The organism is Klebsiella sp. MBT K-1, assembly GCF_002556465.1.
Lineage (GTDB): Bacteria > Pseudomonadota > Gammaproteobacteria > Enterobacterales > Enterobacteriaceae > Klebsiella > Klebsiella grimontii.
Genome location: NZ_PDEL01000003.1, coordinates 392,286 through 408,261 on the forward strand (window position 1 = coordinate 392,286; position 15,976 = coordinate 408,261).

14 protein-coding genes and 1 pseudogene are annotated in these 15,976 nt (G+C 58.1%); 12 read left to right on the forward strand and 3 right to left on the reverse strand.

The features are described from left to right. Positions 1 to 193 precede the first annotated feature (193 nt). The 7 genes from CMQ96_RS06490 to CMQ96_RS06520 all read left to right on the forward strand — a co-directional run bounded on the left by CMQ96_RS06490 (position 194) and on the right by CMQ96_RS06520 (position 10,684). Complete coding sequence (locus CMQ96_RS06490) at positions 194 to 1,318, forward strand: efflux RND transporter periplasmic adaptor subunit (RefSeq protein ID WP_049131596.1); 1,125 nt, start codon at positions 194 to 196, stop codon at positions 1,316 to 1,318. After that, on the forward strand, positions 1,318 to 4,425 hold the full coding sequence (eefB, locus tag CMQ96_RS06495) for a multidrug efflux RND transporter permease subunit EefB (protein WP_098066275.1): 3,108 nt from the start codon (positions 1,318 to 1,320) through the stop codon (positions 4,423 to 4,425). The genes CMQ96_RS06490 and eefB overlap by 1 nt, the downstream gene beginning before the upstream one ends. Before the next feature lie 3 nt (positions 4,426 to 4,428). After that, positions 4,429 to 5,793, forward strand: a complete 1,365-nt coding sequence (locus CMQ96_RS06500) for an efflux transporter outer membrane subunit (RefSeq protein ID WP_024359678.1) — start codon at positions 4,429 to 4,431, stop codon at positions 5,791 to 5,793. Positions 5,794 to 5,843: 50 nt separating this feature from the next. Next, the gene (locus CMQ96_RS06505) at positions 5,844 to 7,010 is read left to right on the forward strand and encodes a multidrug effflux MFS transporter (RefSeq protein ID WP_098066278.1); all 1,167 of its coding nucleotides are present in this window, start codon (positions 5,844 to 5,846) and stop codon (positions 7,008 to 7,010) included. A 161-nt stretch (positions 7,011 to 7,171) separates the two neighbouring features. Next, positions 7,172 to 8,074 carry an N-acetylmuramic acid 6-phosphate etherase gene (gene murQ, locus CMQ96_RS06510; RefSeq protein WP_004133138.1) on the forward strand — a complete coding sequence of 301 codons (903 nt, stop codon included), beginning with the start codon at positions 7,172 to 7,174 and terminating at the stop codon, positions 8,072 to 8,074. A 24-nt stretch (positions 8,075 to 8,098) separates the two neighbouring features. Continuing rightward, positions 8,099 to 9,532 (forward strand): PTS N-acetylmuramic acid transporter subunit IIBC, encoded by a 1,434-nt coding sequence (gene murP, locus CMQ96_RS06515; protein ID WP_049090423.1) that lies wholly within the window; start codon positions 8,099 to 8,101, stop codon positions 9,530 to 9,532. A gap of 249 nt (positions 9,533 to 9,781) precedes the next feature. After that, on the forward strand, positions 9,782 to 10,684 hold the full coding sequence (locus tag CMQ96_RS06520; RefSeq protein WP_004133132.1) for an EamA family transporter: 903 nt from the start codon (positions 9,782 to 9,784) through the stop codon (positions 10,682 to 10,684). A gap of 3 nt (positions 10,685 to 10,687) precedes the next feature. Here CMQ96_RS06520 and CMQ96_RS06525 read toward each other — a convergent pair whose 3' ends face one another. Continuing rightward, positions 10,688 to 10,945 (reverse strand): hypothetical protein, encoded by a 258-nt coding sequence (locus CMQ96_RS06525; RefSeq protein WP_004133131.1) that lies wholly within the window; start codon positions 10,943 to 10,945, stop codon positions 10,688 to 10,690. Next, positions 10,945 to 11,898: an Rpn family recombination-promoting nuclease/putative transposase gene (locus tag CMQ96_RS06530; RefSeq protein WP_004133129.1), complete on the reverse strand. Its 954-nt coding sequence runs from the start codon at positions 11,896 to 11,898 to the stop codon at positions 10,945 to 10,947. Before CMQ96_RS06530 ends, CMQ96_RS06525 begins: the two co-directional genes overlap by 1 nt. A 209-nt stretch (positions 11,899 to 12,107) precedes the next feature. Here CMQ96_RS06530 and CMQ96_RS06535 point away from each other — a divergent pair, with 209 nt between their 5' ends. Further along, the gene (locus CMQ96_RS06535) at positions 12,108 to 12,401 is read left to right on the forward strand and encodes a YicS family protein (RefSeq protein WP_064343354.1); all 294 of its coding nucleotides are present in this window, start codon (positions 12,108 to 12,110) and stop codon (positions 12,399 to 12,401) included. Between the two features lie 20 nt (positions 12,402 to 12,421). On the opposite strand, the gene CMQ96_RS06540 is transcribed toward CMQ96_RS06535, so the two are convergent. Then, positions 12,422 to 13,363, reverse strand: a complete 942-nt coding sequence (locus tag CMQ96_RS06540; RefSeq protein WP_004133125.1) for a LacI family DNA-binding transcriptional regulator — start codon at positions 13,361 to 13,363, stop codon at positions 12,422 to 12,424. A gap of 294 nt (positions 13,364 to 13,657) precedes the next feature. On the opposite strand from CMQ96_RS06540, the gene CMQ96_RS06545 reads away from it, so the two are divergent. The 4 genes and pseudogenes from CMQ96_RS06545 to CMQ96_RS06560 all read left to right on the forward strand — a co-directional run. Next, positions 13,658 to 13,969, forward strand: coding sequence for a PTS sugar transporter subunit IIB (locus CMQ96_RS06545; RefSeq protein WP_049131329.1), 312 nt, complete (start codon positions 13,658 to 13,660; stop codon positions 13,967 to 13,969). Positions 13,970 to 13,980: 11 nt separating this feature from the next. After that, positions 13,981 to 15,306 (forward strand): PTS sugar transporter subunit IIC, encoded by a 1,326-nt coding sequence (locus tag CMQ96_RS06550; protein WP_004133122.1) that lies wholly within the window; start codon positions 13,981 to 13,983, stop codon positions 15,304 to 15,306. Between the two features lie 107 nt (positions 15,307 to 15,413). Then, positions 15,414 to 15,716 (forward strand): PTS lactose/cellobiose transporter subunit IIA, encoded by a 303-nt coding sequence (locus CMQ96_RS06555; protein WP_004855598.1) that lies wholly within the window; start codon positions 15,414 to 15,416, stop codon positions 15,714 to 15,716. 102 nt (positions 15,717 to 15,818) lie between these two features. Further along, a pseudogene (locus CMQ96_RS06560) lies at positions 15,819 to 15,976 on the forward strand (carbohydrate porin); the annotation flags it as partial.

Sequence of the window (15,976 nt, forward strand, 5' to 3'; positions counted from 1 at the left end):
CCGTATTCGCCGCACGGGGAAATGTCGGAAAAACCGCTTAATTAATAGCGGTATTCGCAGATTCATTTACTGCAAACAGGAATATTTATTTCCCCTTTGGTTATTTGTGCTTGCCCGGAGATGCATCATCGCCCGGCCTATCACCCCGCCAGTGAATTTGCGGGGCGGACGTCGTTCATCCTGAGAAAATATAATGAAATATACTTTAGCCCCCATCGCAGCAGCATTATTTCTCCTTAGCGGGTGCGATAATGCGCAAAACGCTTCCCCGCAGCAGATGACGCAGGAAGTCGGCGTCGTGACCCTGCAAGGCCAGCCTGTCCCGGTGGTGAGCAGCCTGACCGGACGCACCACCGCCTCGCTTAGCGCAGAAGTGCGCCCGCAGGTTGGCGGGATCGTGCAAAAACGCCTGTTTACCGAGGGCGATATGGTCAAAGCCGGACAGGCGCTATACCAAATCGACCCGTCAAGCTATCGCGCGACGTTTAACGAAGCCGCCGCCTCGCTGAAACAGGCCCAGGCGCTGGTCATCGCCGATTGCCAAAAAGCCCAGCGCTACGCGGTGCTGGTCAAAGATAACGGCGTCTCCCGTCAGGACGCCGATGACGCGATAGCGACCTGTAACCAGGATAAGGCCAGCGTCGAGTCGAAAAAAGCGGCGCTGGAAAGCGCGCGCATCAACCTGAACTGGACCACCGTGACCGCACCGATTGCCGGGCGCATCGGGATCTCTTCCGTCACGCCGGGCGCGCTGGTGTCCGCCGATCAGGATACCGCGCTGGCGACGATCCGCGGCCTGGATACGATGTACGTCGATCTCACCCGATCCAGCGTCGATCTGCTGCGCCTGCGTAAGCAAAGCCTGGCGAGCAACAGCGATACCCTTAACGTCACCCTGACTCTTGAAGATGGCAGCACCTACAGCGAAAAAGGTCGCCTGGCGCTGACCGAAGTGGCGGTAGATGAATCGACCGGTTCGGTCACGCTGCGCGCGGTCTTTCCCAATCCGCAGCACGTGCTGCTGCCCGGTATGTTCGTTCGCGCCCGCATAGACGAAGGCATCATGAACGATGCGATCCTCGCCCCGCAGCAGGGCATCACTCGCGATGCCAAAGGCGATGCCACCGCGCTGGTGGTTGACGCTAATAACAAGGTTGAACAGCGCAGCGTGGAAACTGGCGAAACCTACGGCGACAAATGGCTGATCGTCAACGGCCTGAAGAGCGGCGACAGGTTGATTGTTGAAGGAACCGGCAAAGTGGCGCCGGGACAGCAGGTCAAAGCCGCCGAAGTCAAAAATGACGGAGGCAACGCCTGATGTTTTCCCGCTTCTTTGTGCGACGCCCGGTCTTCGCCTGGGTTATCGCCATTCTGATTATGCTCGCCGGGATTCTGGCTATCCGCACCCTGCCGGTCGCCCAGTATCCTGACGTCGCCCCGCCGGCGATAAAAATCTCCGCCACCTACACAGGGGCCTCCGCGGAAACCCTGGAAAACAGCGTCACCCAGGTTATCGAGCAGCAGCTCACCGGACTGGACAACCTGCTCTACTTTACGTCCACCAGCAGCTCCGACGGCTCGGTCAGCATTACCGTCACCTTTGAGCAGGGTACCGACCCGGATACCGCCCAGGTTCAGGTGCAGAACAAAGTGCAGCAGGCGGAGTCGCGCCTGCCGAGCGAAGTTCAGCAGTCCGGCGTGACGGTGGAGAAATCGCAGAGCAGCTTCCTGCTGATCCTCGCGGTGTATGACAAAAACAACAAAGCCACCAGCTCCGATATCTCCGACTGGCTGGTCAGCAATATGCAGGACCCAATGGCGCGTATTGAGGGCGTCGGCAGCCTGCAGGTGTTCGGCGCGGAGTACGCCATGCGCATCTGGATGGACCCGACCAAACTGGCCTCCTATTCGCTGATGCCATCCGATGTACAATCGGCGATTGAAGCGCAGAACGTGCAGGTGTCCGCCGGTAAAATCGGCGCCCTGCCCGCCACCAACGCACAGCAGCTGACCGCCACCGTCCGTGCCCAGTCGCGGCTGCAAACCGTCGCCCAGTTCAAAGAGATTATCGTCAAGAGCAAGAGCGACGGGTCGGTGGTGCGCCTGAGCGACGTCGCCCGCGTGGAGATGGGCAGCGAAGATTACACCGCCTCCGCCAATCTCAACGGCCACCCGGCTGCGGGGATCGCGGTGATGATGGCGCCGGGCGCTAACGCCCTGAATACCGCGACGCTGGTGAAAAACAAGATTGCCGAGTTCCAGCGCCAGATGCCACAGGGCTACGATATCGCCTACCCGAAAGACAGCACCGAGTTCATCAAAATCTCGGTGGAGGATGTGATTCAGACGCTATTCGAGGCGATTATCCTCGTGGTCTGCGTGATGTATCTGTTCCTGCAAAATTTCCGCGCCACGCTGATCCCGGCGGTGGCGGTTCCGGTCGTGCTGCTGGGCACCTTCGGCGTGCTGGCGCTGTTTGGCTACTCCATCAACACCCTGACGCTGTTTGCGATGGTGCTGGCGATAGGCTTGCTGGTGGATGACGCCATCGTGGTAGTGGAAAACGTCGAGCGTATCATGCGCGACGAGGGGCTGCCCGCCCGCGAAGCCACCGAAAAATCGATGGGCGAAATCTCCGGCGCGCTGATCGCCATTGCCCTGGTGCTCTCGGCGGTGTTCCTGCCGATGGCTTTCTTCGGCGGCTCAACCGGAGTGATTTATCGCCAGTTCTCGGTGACCATTATCTCGGCGATGATGCTCTCCGTAGTGGTCGCCTTAACCTTAACCCCGGCGCTGTGCGGCGCGCTGCTAAGCCATTCGAAACCGCATACCAAAGGCTTCTTCGGCGCCTTTAACCGCCTGTGGGGACGCACCGAGCAGGGCTATCAGCATCGTGTGGTCGGCGGCCTGCGCCGCTCGGCGATGATGATGGGCGCTTTTGTCCTGATTTGCGGCGGCATGGCGCTGGCGATGTGGAAACTGCCGGGCAGCTTCCTGCCGACGGAGGATCAGGGCGAAATCATGGTCCAGTATACGCTGCCCGCCGGGGCGACGGCGGTACGTACCGCCGAGGTTCGCCGCCAGGTCACCGACTGGTTCCTGACGAAAGAGAAAGCCAATACCGACGTGATCTTTACCGTCGACGGCTTTAGCTTTAGCGGCAGCGGACAAAACGCCGGGATGGCCTTCGTGTCGCTGAAAAACTGGTCCGAACGTAAAGGCGAAGAAAATACCGCTCAGGCCATCGCCCTGCGCGCCACCAAAGAGCTCGGCAGCATTCGCGACGCCACCCTGTTCGCCATGACCCCGCCGTCGGTTGATGGTCTGGGGCAGAGCAATGGCTTCACCTTCGAACTGATGGCCAGCGGCGGCACCGATCGCGATAGCCTGATGAAAATGCGCAGCCAGCTGCTGGCGGCGGCGAATCAAAGTACCGAGCTGCAGTCCGTACGCGCCAACGATCTGCCGCAAATGCCGCAGCTGCAGGTGGATATTGATAACAACAAAGCCGTGTCGCTCGGGCTGTCGTTAAGCGATGTCACCGATACCCTCTCCAGCGCCTGGGGCGGTACCTACGTTAACGACTTTATCGATCGCGGTCGCGTGAAGAAGGTCTATATCCAGGGCGAAAGCGACGCCCGCGCCGTGCCGTCCGACCTCGGTAAATGGTTCGTGCGCGGCAGCGACGACAGCATGACGCCGTTCTCCGCCTTCGCTACCACCCGCTGGCAATACGGCCCGGAAAGCCTGGTGCGCTACAACGGCTCCGCCGCCTTTGAAATCCAGGGCGAAAACGCCAGCGGCTTCAGCTCCGGCGCGGCAATGGACAAGATGGAAGCCCTGGCCAATGACCTGCCGGCCGGCACCACCTGGGCGTGGAGCGGCATGTCGCTGCAGGAAAAACTCGCCAGCGGCCAGGCGATGAGCCTCTACGCCATCTCGATTCTGGTGGTCTTCCTGTGCCTCGCGGCGCTGTATGAGAGCTGGTCGGTGCCGTTCTCGGTGATCATGGTGATCCCGCTTGGGCTGCTCGGCGCGGCGCTGGCGGCCTGGATGCGCGGTCTGAGCAATGACGTTTACTTCCAGGTAGCGCTATTAACCACCATCGGCCTGTCGTCGAAGAACGCCATCCTGATCGTCGAATTCGCCGAATCGGCGGTGGAAGAGGGCTATTCCCTGTCGCGTGCCGCCATGCGCGCTGCGCAGACCCGCCTACGCCCTATTGTGATGACCTCGCTGGCGTTTATTGCCGGGGTGCTGCCGCTGGCGATCGCCACCGGAGCCGGGGCCAACAGCCGCGTGGCGATCGGTACCGGGATTATCGGCGGAACCCTGACCGCGACGCTGCTGGCGGTGTTCTTCGTGCCGCTGTTCTTTGTGCTGGTGAAACGCTTCTTCACCCGCAATCGTTCTTCTCAGGAGTAAGTTATGTTTCGTTTTACCTTAGTTTTTGTTGCGCTCCTGACGGCGGGCTGCGTCTCTCTCGACCCGAACTATGAGCGTCCGGCCGCGCCGGTCCCGGCGACCCTGCCGGGCAGCCACGGCGAGGCAACCGCGGTGGTCAGCGACTGGCAGCAGGTGGTGAATGACGCCCGCCTCAAAAAAGTGGTGAGTATCGCGTTGACCAGCAACCGCGACGTGCAGAAAGCGCTGGCCGATATCGAAGCCGCGCGCGCCCAGTTTGGTGAAACCCGCGCGTCGCTGTTTCCGACCCTCGACGCCGAGCTGAGCCATACCCGCAGTAAAACGGTGGCCAGCGGCCTGTCGTCGTCAGCGGAAGCCGACGGCGCGGTCTCCAGCTTCGAACTGGATCTGTTTGGCAAGAACCAAAGCCTGACGCGCGCCGCGCGGGAAACCTGGCTTGCCAGCGAATTCACCGCCCAGAATACGCGTCTGACGATGATCGCCGATCTGACCACCGCGTGGATAACCCTCGCCGCGGATAACAGCAATCTGGCGCTGGCGCAGGAAACCATGGCCAGCGCCGAGAACTCGCGCCGCATCGTCACCCGCCAGATGGAAGTCGGCACCGCCTCGGCTGGCGACCTGAGCGATGCCGAAAGCGTGTACCAGCAGGCGCGCGCCAGCGTCGCCAGCTACCGCACGCTGGTGGCGCAGGATAAAAACGCGCTCAACCTGCTGGCCGGGGAAACCGTGCCAGATAGCCTGCTGCCCGGCACGCTGGAAAGCCTTGGCGATCGCAGTATCACCCTGGTGCCGGCGGGCGTCTCTTCATCGGTACTGCTGCGCCGCCCGGATATCCAGGAAGCGGAGCATAACCTGAAGAGCGCTAACGCCGATATCGGCGCGGCGCGGGCCAACTTCTTCCCGTCCATCTCGCTGACCGCCAGCGCCGGGGTCGGCAGCGACTCGCTCTCGTCGCTGTTCAGCCACGGCATGCAGGTATGGTCATTCGCGCCGTCCATCAGCCTGCCGCTGTTTACCGGCGGCAGCAACCTGGCGCAGCTGCGCTACGCTGAAGCGGAGAAAAAGGGGCTGATCGCCACCTATGAGAAGACGATTCAGAGCGCTTTCAAAGATGTCGCCGACGCGCTGGCGCGGCGGGAAACGCTCAGCGAACAGCTGGACGCGCAGAATAAATACGTCGCGGCGGAGCAGAAATCGCTGAATATCGCGCTGAAGAGCTATCAGGCCGGGGTCGGAGATTATCTGTCGGTGCTGACCGCCCAGCGAACGCTGTGGTCGGCGCAGGCCACGCTGATCTCCCTCCAGCAAACGGACCTGGAAAACCGCATCACCCTCTGGCAGTCGCTGGGAGGCGGCGCCAGCTAACACCTTTACCGGGCGACAGCGCCCGGTTTGATGACAAGGAGCCCGCTTGTATGCCCCGAATCTCCCTTTCCTGGGTTGTGGTTCTCGGTTTGCTCAGCGCCATTGGGCCGCTGTGTACCGACTTCTATCTGCCCGCGCTGCCGGAAATTACCCAGCAGCTTAGCGCTACCGGCACGCAGACCCAGCTCTCGCTGACCGCGGCGCTGATCGGCCTCGGCCTTGGGCAGCTGTTTTTCGGCCCGCTGAGCGACCGCATTGGTCGTAAAAAGCCGCTGGCGCTCTCCCTGCTGCTGTTTATTTTCTCCTCAGCGATGTGCGCGATAACCTACGATATCCATATGCTGATCGCCTGGCGCTTTCTGCAGGGCTTCGCCGGCGCGGGCGGCTCGGTGCTGTCGCGATCCATCGCCCGCGACCGCTATCAGGGCACCCTGCTGACCCAGTTTTTCGCCCTGCTGATGACCGTAAACGGCATCGCGCCGGTGCTTTCGCCGGTACTTGGCGGCTGGATCATCACCGCCTTCGACTGGCGTATTCTGTTCTGGGCGATGGCGGCGATTGGCGTGGTGTTACTGCTGCTCAGCCTGACGGTGCTGCAAGAAACGCTGCCGGAAAAAAGCGCCGCATCGGTTGCGCAGCGGCAGGATGAGACGCCGGTGCTGAAAAATCACCGCTTTATGCGCTACTGCCTGATTCAGGCCTTTATGATGGCCGGGCTGTTCTCCTATATCGGCTCATCTTCGTTTGTTATTCAGAGCGAATATGCCATGAGCGCGATGCAGTTCAGCCTGCTGTTCGGCCTGAACGGTATTGGGCTGATTATCGCGGCGCTGATCTTTTCCCGCCTGGCGCGCCGCTTCAGCGCCGAATCTCTGCTGCGCGGCGGTCAATTGCTGGCGGTGGCGTTTGCCGCCATCACCCTGCTCTTCGCCTGGCTACCGCAGCCGACGCTGGCGCTGGTCGGCCTGTTTTTTACCGTTTCCATGATGAGCGGCATCAGTACCGTTGCCGGCTCGGAAGCGATGAACGCCATTCACGCCCGCCAGTCCGGCACCGCTTCCGCCCTGATGGGCACGCTGATGTTTGTGTTCGGCGGGATTGCCGCGCCGCTGGCCGGACTCGGCGGCGAAACGATGCTCAAAATGAGCCTGGCGATGACCCTTTGCTATCTGGCCGCGCTGCTGATTGGCCTGAAAAAACCACGTTCCGTCGCATAACCTCCCCTGGCGGTAATAAAATATTCCAATTTTATTACCGCCATATTTCCCGCCAACGCTGAAATCTCCTATTATCTCTTCAACACCAATCGTGATAGCCTTCACATGAAAGGAATAATTAATTCCTTATACTGCCCGCCACTGTGAATAAAGAGGTTCTTATGAGTATCGACCTGAGCAAACTGCTGACCGAGCGCCGCAACGCCAATAGCGCCAACATTGATACCCTCTCCACCGAAGAGATGCTGACGGTGATTAACCAGGAAGACCAGCAGGTGGCTCACGCCATCACCCCCTATCTGGCGCAAATTGCCCAGGTCGTGGATAAGGTCGCAGCGGCGCTGCAGGCGGGCGGGCGACTGATTTATATCGGCGCGGGGACCTCCGGTCGTCTGGGGATCCTTGACGCCAGCGAGTGTCCGCCGACCTTCGGCACTCGCCCCGAACAGGTGGTGGGCATCATCGCGGGCGGCCATAAAGCGATTCTGAGCGCCGTAGAGAACGTTGAAGACAACAAAGCGCAAGGGGCGATGGATCTGCAGAATATTAATTTTAGCAGCCGCGATGTGCTGGTCGGGCTCGCGGCCAGCGGACGCACGCCGTACGTCATCGGCGCCATGGAGTATGCCTACAGCCAGAACGCTTTCGTCGCCATCGTCAGCTGCAACCCGCACGGGGAAATGGCCCAGCTGGCGGACGTCGCCATTACGCCGGTGGTCGGCCCGGAAGTCGTTACCGGCTCAACGCGGCTCAAGGCAGGCACCGCGCAGAAGCTGGTGCTGAATATGATCTCCACCGGGGCGATGATCCGCATTGGCAAGGTCTACAGCAACCTGATGGTGGATGTGGAAGCGACCAACGCCAAGCTTATCGAGCGCCAGGTGTCCATCGTCATGGAAGCGACCGAATGCGATCGCGCAACCGCCCAGAGCGCGCTGGAGGCCTGCGGTCGCCACTGCAAAACGGCGATTGTGATGGTGCTGGCTGATTTAAGCGCCCCGGATGCCCAGGCGCTGTTGGCAAAAAATAACGGCTATATCCGCAAGGCGCTGAGCCACTCCTGACCGCTGACCAACAGGTAATCTGCAATGGCAAAAATAAATAAAGAGATGATAGCGCGGATCCTTCAACACGTTGGCGGCGCCGGTAACGTCGCGCAGGCGGGCAACTGTATGACCCGGCTGCGCCTGACTCTGCGCGATGAATCACGGGCCGATAGCGCCGCCATCCGTCAGATTGAGGGCGTGATGGGGGTTATCGTCAGCGATGAGCAGTTCCAGGTCGTGCTTGGCCCCGGCAAGGCGCAAACCGCGGCGGAAATGATGAATGCGTTACTGGAAGACGCTCCGGCGGAGACGCCGTCGCTGGCCGATGTCGCCGCCGAGAAGAAGCAGGCGCTGAAGAGCAAGCAAACCAGCGGCATCCAAAAATTCCTCGCTAAATTCGCCACCATTTTCACCCCGCTGATCCCCGGTTTTATCGCCGTCGGCCTGCTGTTAGGATTCGCGACCCTGGCGGAGCAGATATTTGTCCTCGAAAACGCGCATCCGAACGCGACGATGGTGGCGCTGATCGGCTACATGAAGGTATTCAGCAAGGGGATGTTTACCTTCCTGAGCATCCTGATCGGCTATAACGCCCAGAAAGCCTTCGGCGGCTCCGGGGTCAACGGGGCCATCATCGCTGCGCTGTTTGTCCTCGGCTACAACCCGGAGGCCACCAGCGGCTTCTATTCCGGGATTTCGACCTTCTTCGGCCACGGTATCGACCCACGCGGCAATATTATCGGCGTGCTTATCGCCTCGATTATCGGCGCGTGGGTGGAAAGACAGGTGCGCCGCATCATGCCTGCCAACCTCGATATGATCCTCACCTCGGCGGTGACGCTGCTGATCATGGGCGCAATCACTTTTACCGTCATTATGCCGATCGGCGGCTGGCTGTTTACCGGAATGTCATGGCTATTCCTGCACCTTAACGGCAACCCGTTCGGCTCTGCGGTGCTGGCTGGCCTGTTCCTGCTGGCGGTGATGTTCGGCGTCCATCAGGGCTTCGTGCCGGTCTATTTCGCGCTGGTGGATGCGCAGGGGTTTAACTCGCTGTTCCCGATTCTGGCGATGGCCGGGGCCGGACAGGTCGGCGCGGCGCTGGCGCTTTTCTGGCGGGCGAAGCACGGCTCTCTGCTGCGTACGCAAATTAAAGGGGCGATTATTCCCGGCTTCCTCGGCATCGGCGAACCGCTGATTTATGGCGTGACGCTGCCGCGCATGAAGCCGTTTATCACCGCCTGCCTCGGCGGCGCCTGCGGCGGTTTCTTCCTCGGGCTTGTCGCCTGGATGGGGCTACCGGTCGGCCTGAATACGGTATTTGGCCCGTCCGGGCTAGTGGCGCTGCCGCTGATGACCTCCAACAGCGGGATCTACGCCGGAATGGCGGTGTATGCCGCCGGGCTGGCGGTCTCTTATCTGTGCGGCTTCGCCCTGACCTGGCTGTTCGGCAGTAAAAACGTTGATTTGAGCTAGAGCGCGCATCTGACGCACGGCGGTGAACGTGAGTTTATCCGCCGCATGGCGGGAGGTACTGACGCCCCATGCTGAATATTTTTTGCGCGTGGCGTTGCGTTTCTGTCGGCCCGGTCAGGCGCCAACCGCCACCGGGCAACGTCGGCCAGGGTACATCTGATAAAGGATCCGGCTACCATTTCCTGCCCCGCTTCCCGCGCGTGCTCATGCTATGATGCTGCTTTCGCACTATTTTCACCTGAGGGAAAGATGGGCTCCAGCAAAAAAGGGATGCTGAACGTACTGATCGCCGCTGTGCTGTGGGGCAGTTCCGGCGTCTGCGCGCAATATATTATGCAGCAAAGCCAGATGTCATCGCCGTTTCTGACCATGACGCGCCTGTTGTTCGCCGGCCTGATCCTTCTGATGCTCTCGTTCTTTCACGGCGATAAGATTTTCCGCGTCCTGCTAAACCGCAAAGACGCCGTCAGTCTGCTGATCTTTTCGCTGTTCGGCGCGCTCACCGTGCAATACACCTTCCTGATGACTATCGAGCAATCCAACGCCGCCACCGCGACGGTGCTGCAGTTCCTGTCGCCGACGATTATCGTCGCCTGGTTTGCCATCGCCCGCAAAACGCGCCCCAGCCCGCTGGTGCTCGCGGCCATCGCCACCTCTCTGGCGGGCACTTTCCTGCTGGTCACCCACGGTAACCCGACGACGCTGTCGATTTCCCCCACGGCGCTGTTCTGGGGGATTGCTTCGGCGTTTGCCGCTGCGTTTTATACGACGTACCCGTCGACGCTTATCGCCCGCTACGGCACGCTGCCGATTGTCGGCTGGAGCATGCTGCTCGGCGGCGCGATGCTGCTGCCGTTCTACGCCGGACAGGGCAACCATTTTGTGGTGACCGGCGGCCTGCTGCTGGCCTTTTTCTACCTGGTGGTAATCGGCACCTCGCTGACCTTTAGCCTCTACCTGAACGGCGCGCAGAAGATTGGCGGCGCGAAGGCGGGGATCCTCAGCTGCGCGGAGCCGTTGAGTAGCGCTCTGCTCTCTCTGCTGCTGCTCGGCATCACCTTTACCCTCCCGGACTGGCTGGGCACGCTGCTGATCCTCTCGTCGGTGGTGCTGATCGCCCTGGATTCGCGGCGGCGGGTTAAAACGGCCTGACGATTATCGGGCAGGAGATGCTGCGACCTGCGTTTGCAGCATCTTCAGGTCGTCATCCGACAGCTCACAAACCACCTGCACCAGCTCGCGCTCAAATCCCTGTTCCAGACATGAACGAGCAATACGCAACGCCTCTTCTCGTTTCCCTTCCTGAAATCCTTCATAAAACCCCAGGTAAAATTCCAACAGGTATTCCAGTAAATACTCTTGTTGTAACTCCTGTGGTATCTCTTCCAGCGGTAGCCTCTCTACAATCGTCATTAATTTTCCCCCATCTTGAGGGATGCATCCTGGAATGCATTCAGATCGTCATCCGAGAGCCCAATAGTCATCCGTACCAGCTCGCGCTCAAACCCCTGCTCCAGAAGTGAACGGGCAATACGCAACGCTTCTTCTTCTCTACCCTCTTGTTTACCTTCTAACTTGCCCTCCAACTTGCCTTCTTGTCTCCCTTCCTGCCGTAGCCTTTCCGCAATCGTCATGAGTACCTCCTTATGTTGAGGAACGCGCCGCTCGACCTCGTGAAGAAATTCACCAAAATGAGGCGCATCGCCGCACTGCAGCATGTAATTAAACAGCGCTTTCAACTGGCTGTCATTAGCGCAACCTTTAACCAACAGCTCGGCTAATCGCTCCACCAGGCCAAGTAAATCGCGCTGGCGGATATGCTTTTGAATCAGCTCCAGCAACGCCACGCGCCGGTGCTGCATAATGTCGTCATCCGGCACCACCGTAATATCCACCAGCGGGAAAGCGGCGGCATAGATCCGCCGCGCGGCCTCCGTATCGGCAAACTCTTCCAGCCAGCACAGCGAGAAAGGATAGGGGCTTTTCGCACCGTGATAGAACAGCATCGGCACCACCAGCGGCAGCGTTTTGTGCCCGGCGTCCAGATGACGCTGCATCGCCGCCAGCGCGTAGCGCATCAGCCTGAATGCCATGTGCGCATCCGGCGTGCTCTGATGTTCAATCACCACGTAGATATAGCCGTCACCGTCGCTGGTTTTCAGCGACCACAGTACGTCGGAGTAGCTGGCGCGCAAATCGGCCTCAATGAAGCTGCCGGACTCCAGCTTAAGCGTTTGCAGGTCGCACAGCTGGCGCAGCGAAGCGGGAAGATGAATCTCGATAAAATCCCTTGCGCACTCGGGATGCGATAAAAACTGTTTAAAAACCGCATCGTGCGGCGTCGAGGTCGTTCCTTTTTTCGTCATGGTCCGCCATCCCTGAAACGCGATAGCTGGAATATATCCATCACCGCGACGCCGGGCATCTGCGCATCAACGGCTTTGCTTGCCGCTACGGAAGATAAATTTCAGCGACTGAAACAGATACATTCCTGCGGAAAGCAACACGCAAAATGTTGATTCAGGAATGCGTCTATAGTTAGAGGAACGCTTTAATAAAAATAAGGATATCCGTGATGAAGAGAATGAAAATTGCGCTTTCGCTGGCCGTCTGTCTGGTGCTCTCCAGCGTGGCGACAGCCGCACCGCTCTCCGGGCTGAAGTTTGAACAGCAAAAGCAGCAGATAGTGAAGGATGTGAGGAAAAACTGCCCTAACAGCAGCGCGCTGGACGATACGCAGTTTGCTAACCGCGTACTGGAATCAGCGGAAAATAAGACTGCCGTACAAAGCGCGACGCGGGCGCTGGATAAAAACAACAGCGCCGCTTACCAGAAGGCCATTAGCGCCATAGCTTGCCCCATGCCCTAGCGCCGGTTGCAGGGTCGCCATCAACGGTTCGGAATGATCAAATCCCCGCGCAGCGGGCTGCTGCCGAGTATTTGCGTCTTCTCGGTCAGCCAGTTGACGATCTGGCTGGCCATCGCGTCCATTGAATATTCTATCGCCGGAATGGTCGGAATACCGGGCAGCTGTAACGAGCCCGCAAGGCTGAACACCATAACTTTTTCCGGCACCGCGCGATTAAACGCCTGAAGCTGCGGCACCACCAGCTGCGCCTGCTGCTCGTTGGCCACCAATAACGCATTAAAATTCAGGGTGGTTGTGTTGTTTACCAGCTCCTGCACCGCCACGGACGGCGAATGGCTGTCGAGAAAAACCAGGTTGCGATTGAACGGCAGAAAATTCTTTTCCAGCGCGTGCTTATAGCCCAGCAAAACCTGGTCAGCAAAGCCGCTGGCCTGGGGATGGATCAGCGCAATCTGGCGCCGCCCCTGGCTTATCAGATAGTTGCAGGCCGTTTCCGCCGCGAAGGCATGGTCAAACTGAATGCTATTCGTTCCGTCGCTTTCCAGGCAGTCAATCAGTACTACGTCGGGCCGGTCGATATTGAGCGGAAACCGTGCGCCGATGATTAATACATTATCGCAAAGGCCGCAGGTCAACTCATCCAGCGAATGCAGCACTCTGCTGCGGCTGTTGGCAAAACGCAGCAGCAGATGCTTCTGGTGCTGGCTAAGCTGTTTCTCCAGCGCGTAGAGATAGCTGGTGGTTTGATTAATGTTGTCCTGGGCGCAAATGACGCCGATGCAGCCGGTAGTCTGACTCAGCAAAGATTGCGCTATCATATTCGGCCGGTAGTTAAGCTCTTCCGCCGCCTGCAGTACCGCCTGTCGGCTGGCTTCCTTTACGCCGCGCGAACCGCTCAACACCCGAGAGACTGTGGCTTTCGACACCCCAGCTAACCGTGATACATCGTTGATTGTAGACATTATTTTCCCCTGACAGGGTCAATCCGATCCCTGTAAATCCTTAAACCTGAATCGCTTCAATAATAACCAGCGGCAGTATATCCGTTTCCCTTTTTATTTGGAAACCGATTTTCCATTTCATGGAAAATCGCAGCAAAAACCAGGAAAATTTGTGAGCCAAATCTAATTAACAACCCCTTTGACTGACAGATCTTGATGGTTATCACAGTTCTGTTTTTTATAAATGGAAACCGGTTTCCGTCTGATATCAAATCATCCACGCAATAACTTTTTACATTTTGAGGACGAACGTCGATGTACAAGATTATGCTGTGCTGCTCTGCCGGAATGTCCACCAGCCTGCTGGTCAGAAAGATGGTTGATGCCGCGAAGGAACGTAATCTGCCGGTGCAGATTGACGCCTATGGAGTTTCCGAATTTGACATGCAGTTTCCGCAATACCAGGTGGTGCTTCTTGGGCCACAGGTGAAATACATGCTGAAAAACTTAGCTGAGAAAGCCGCTCCCCTGAATATTCCGGTCCAGCCGATTAACACCATGGATTACGGAATGCAGCGGGGAGATAACGTCCTGGATTATGCCCTGTCGCTGATTGCAGCGCATTAAGAGGTGTGCAAATGAGTTCTCTGTATCAGTCCATGATTGCCGTGATCGAGCAATCAATTACCCCGCTGGCAGGACGCCTTGGGCAGCAGAAATACGTTATCGCGATTCGCGATGGCTTCACTGCCGCATTGCCGTTTATGATCATCGGCTCATTCATGCTGGTATTTATCTTTCCACCTTTCTCCCCGGATACCACGAATGGTTTCGCCCGCGGCTGGCTGGATTTCTCCCAGCAGTACCGTGAACAGCTGATGCTGCCGTTTAACCTCAGCATGGGCGTAATGACGTTTTTTATTTCGGTGGGAATCGGCGCCAGCCTGGGACGTCAGTTCCAACTCGACCCGGTGATGTCCGGTCTGCTGGCGTTCATGGCCTTCTTACTGGTTGCCGCGCCGTACGCCGATGGCAAAATCTCCACCCAGTACCTCTCCGGTCAGGGCATTTTTACCGCCTTGATCACCGCCATCTACTCCACCCGCGTTTACGCCTGGTTAAAGCAGAACAATATTACGATTCGCCTGCCAAAAGAGGTGCCGACCGGCGTTGCCCGCTCGTTTGAAATTCTTATCCCGGTACTGGTGGTGATCGCGACCCTGCATCCGCTGAATCTGTTTATCGAAGCGCAGACCGGTATGATCCTGCCGCAGGCGATTATGCACCTGCTGGAGCCCCTGGTTTCCGCCTCTGACTCCCTGCCGGCGATTCTGCTTTCCGTCCTGATGTGCCAGATTTTCTGGTTCGCCGGGATCCACGGTTCGCTGATCGTGACCGGCATTATGAACCCCTTCTGGATGGCCAACCTGTCGGCAAACCAGGCCGCGCTGGCGGCCGGTGCGGCACTGCCGCATGTCTATCTGCAAGGTTTCTGGGATCACTATCTGCTGATAGGCGGCGTCGGTTCCACGCTTCCGCTGGCGTTCCTGCTGCTGCGTAGCCGCGTAACCCATCTGCGTACCATCGGTAAAATGGGCATTGTGCCAAGCTTCTTTAATATCAACGAACCGATCCTGTTCGGCGCGCCGATTATCATGAACCCGATGATGTTTATCCCGTTCGTCTTTGTCCCGATGATCAACGCCGTTCTGGCTTATGGCGCGACGCGTCTCGGCTGGCTCAGCCAGGTGGTTTCGCTGACGCCGTGGACAACGCCGGCGCCTATCGGCGCATCGTGGGCCGCAAACTGGACGTTAAGCCCGGTGGTCATGTGCCTGATTTGTATGGTGATGTCGGCGCTAATCTATCTGCCATTCCTGCGCGCCTATGAACGTTCCTTAATGAAAACTGAAGTTGAAAAAGCAAAAGCCGCGGTTCCGGTTGCCGAAACGGTCAGCCAATAATGAAGCAATATATTTAATATTATCTTTTAGATGACGGCATAAATAATGCGGAAAAGGGATTTTGCTGCATTATTTAAATAATAAAGTTAATGACCTCAGGATCTATCATGATTGAATTAGAAGATGCGGTAATGGAAATTATCGTTAACGCGGGACAGTCACGCTCATTGTGTTTTGAAGCACTCCATTGCGCCCGTAACGGTAATATAGATGAAGCGCGCTTACTACTGAATGAAGCCGATGGTTACGCCCGTCGGGCGCATCAGATGCAGACCCGGCTTATCGAGCAGGATGCCGGCGAAGCGCGCCAGCCGATGACGTTAATTATGGTCCATGCTCAGGATCACTTAATGAACTCACTGCTCGCCCGTGAATTTTCGGAAGAGTTAATTCATTTATACCAGCGTTAATTTATATCAATATTTAACAACTGTATCCGGAATAAATACACCAGCTTATCCTGGCGGGATGGCTATTATCTGAATATATGAATTATTAAAAGCGAGATAATTATGAAAACTGTAAAAATGCTGCCATTAGCAATGGCGGTCGTCGCCGCGCTGTGCCCAATTTCCGTATTCGCGCAAGAATTTACGCAGGAACAGATCGACGCCATTGTGGCGAAGGCCGTCGATAAAGCCCTCGCCGAGCGCCAGGCGAAAATCGACGC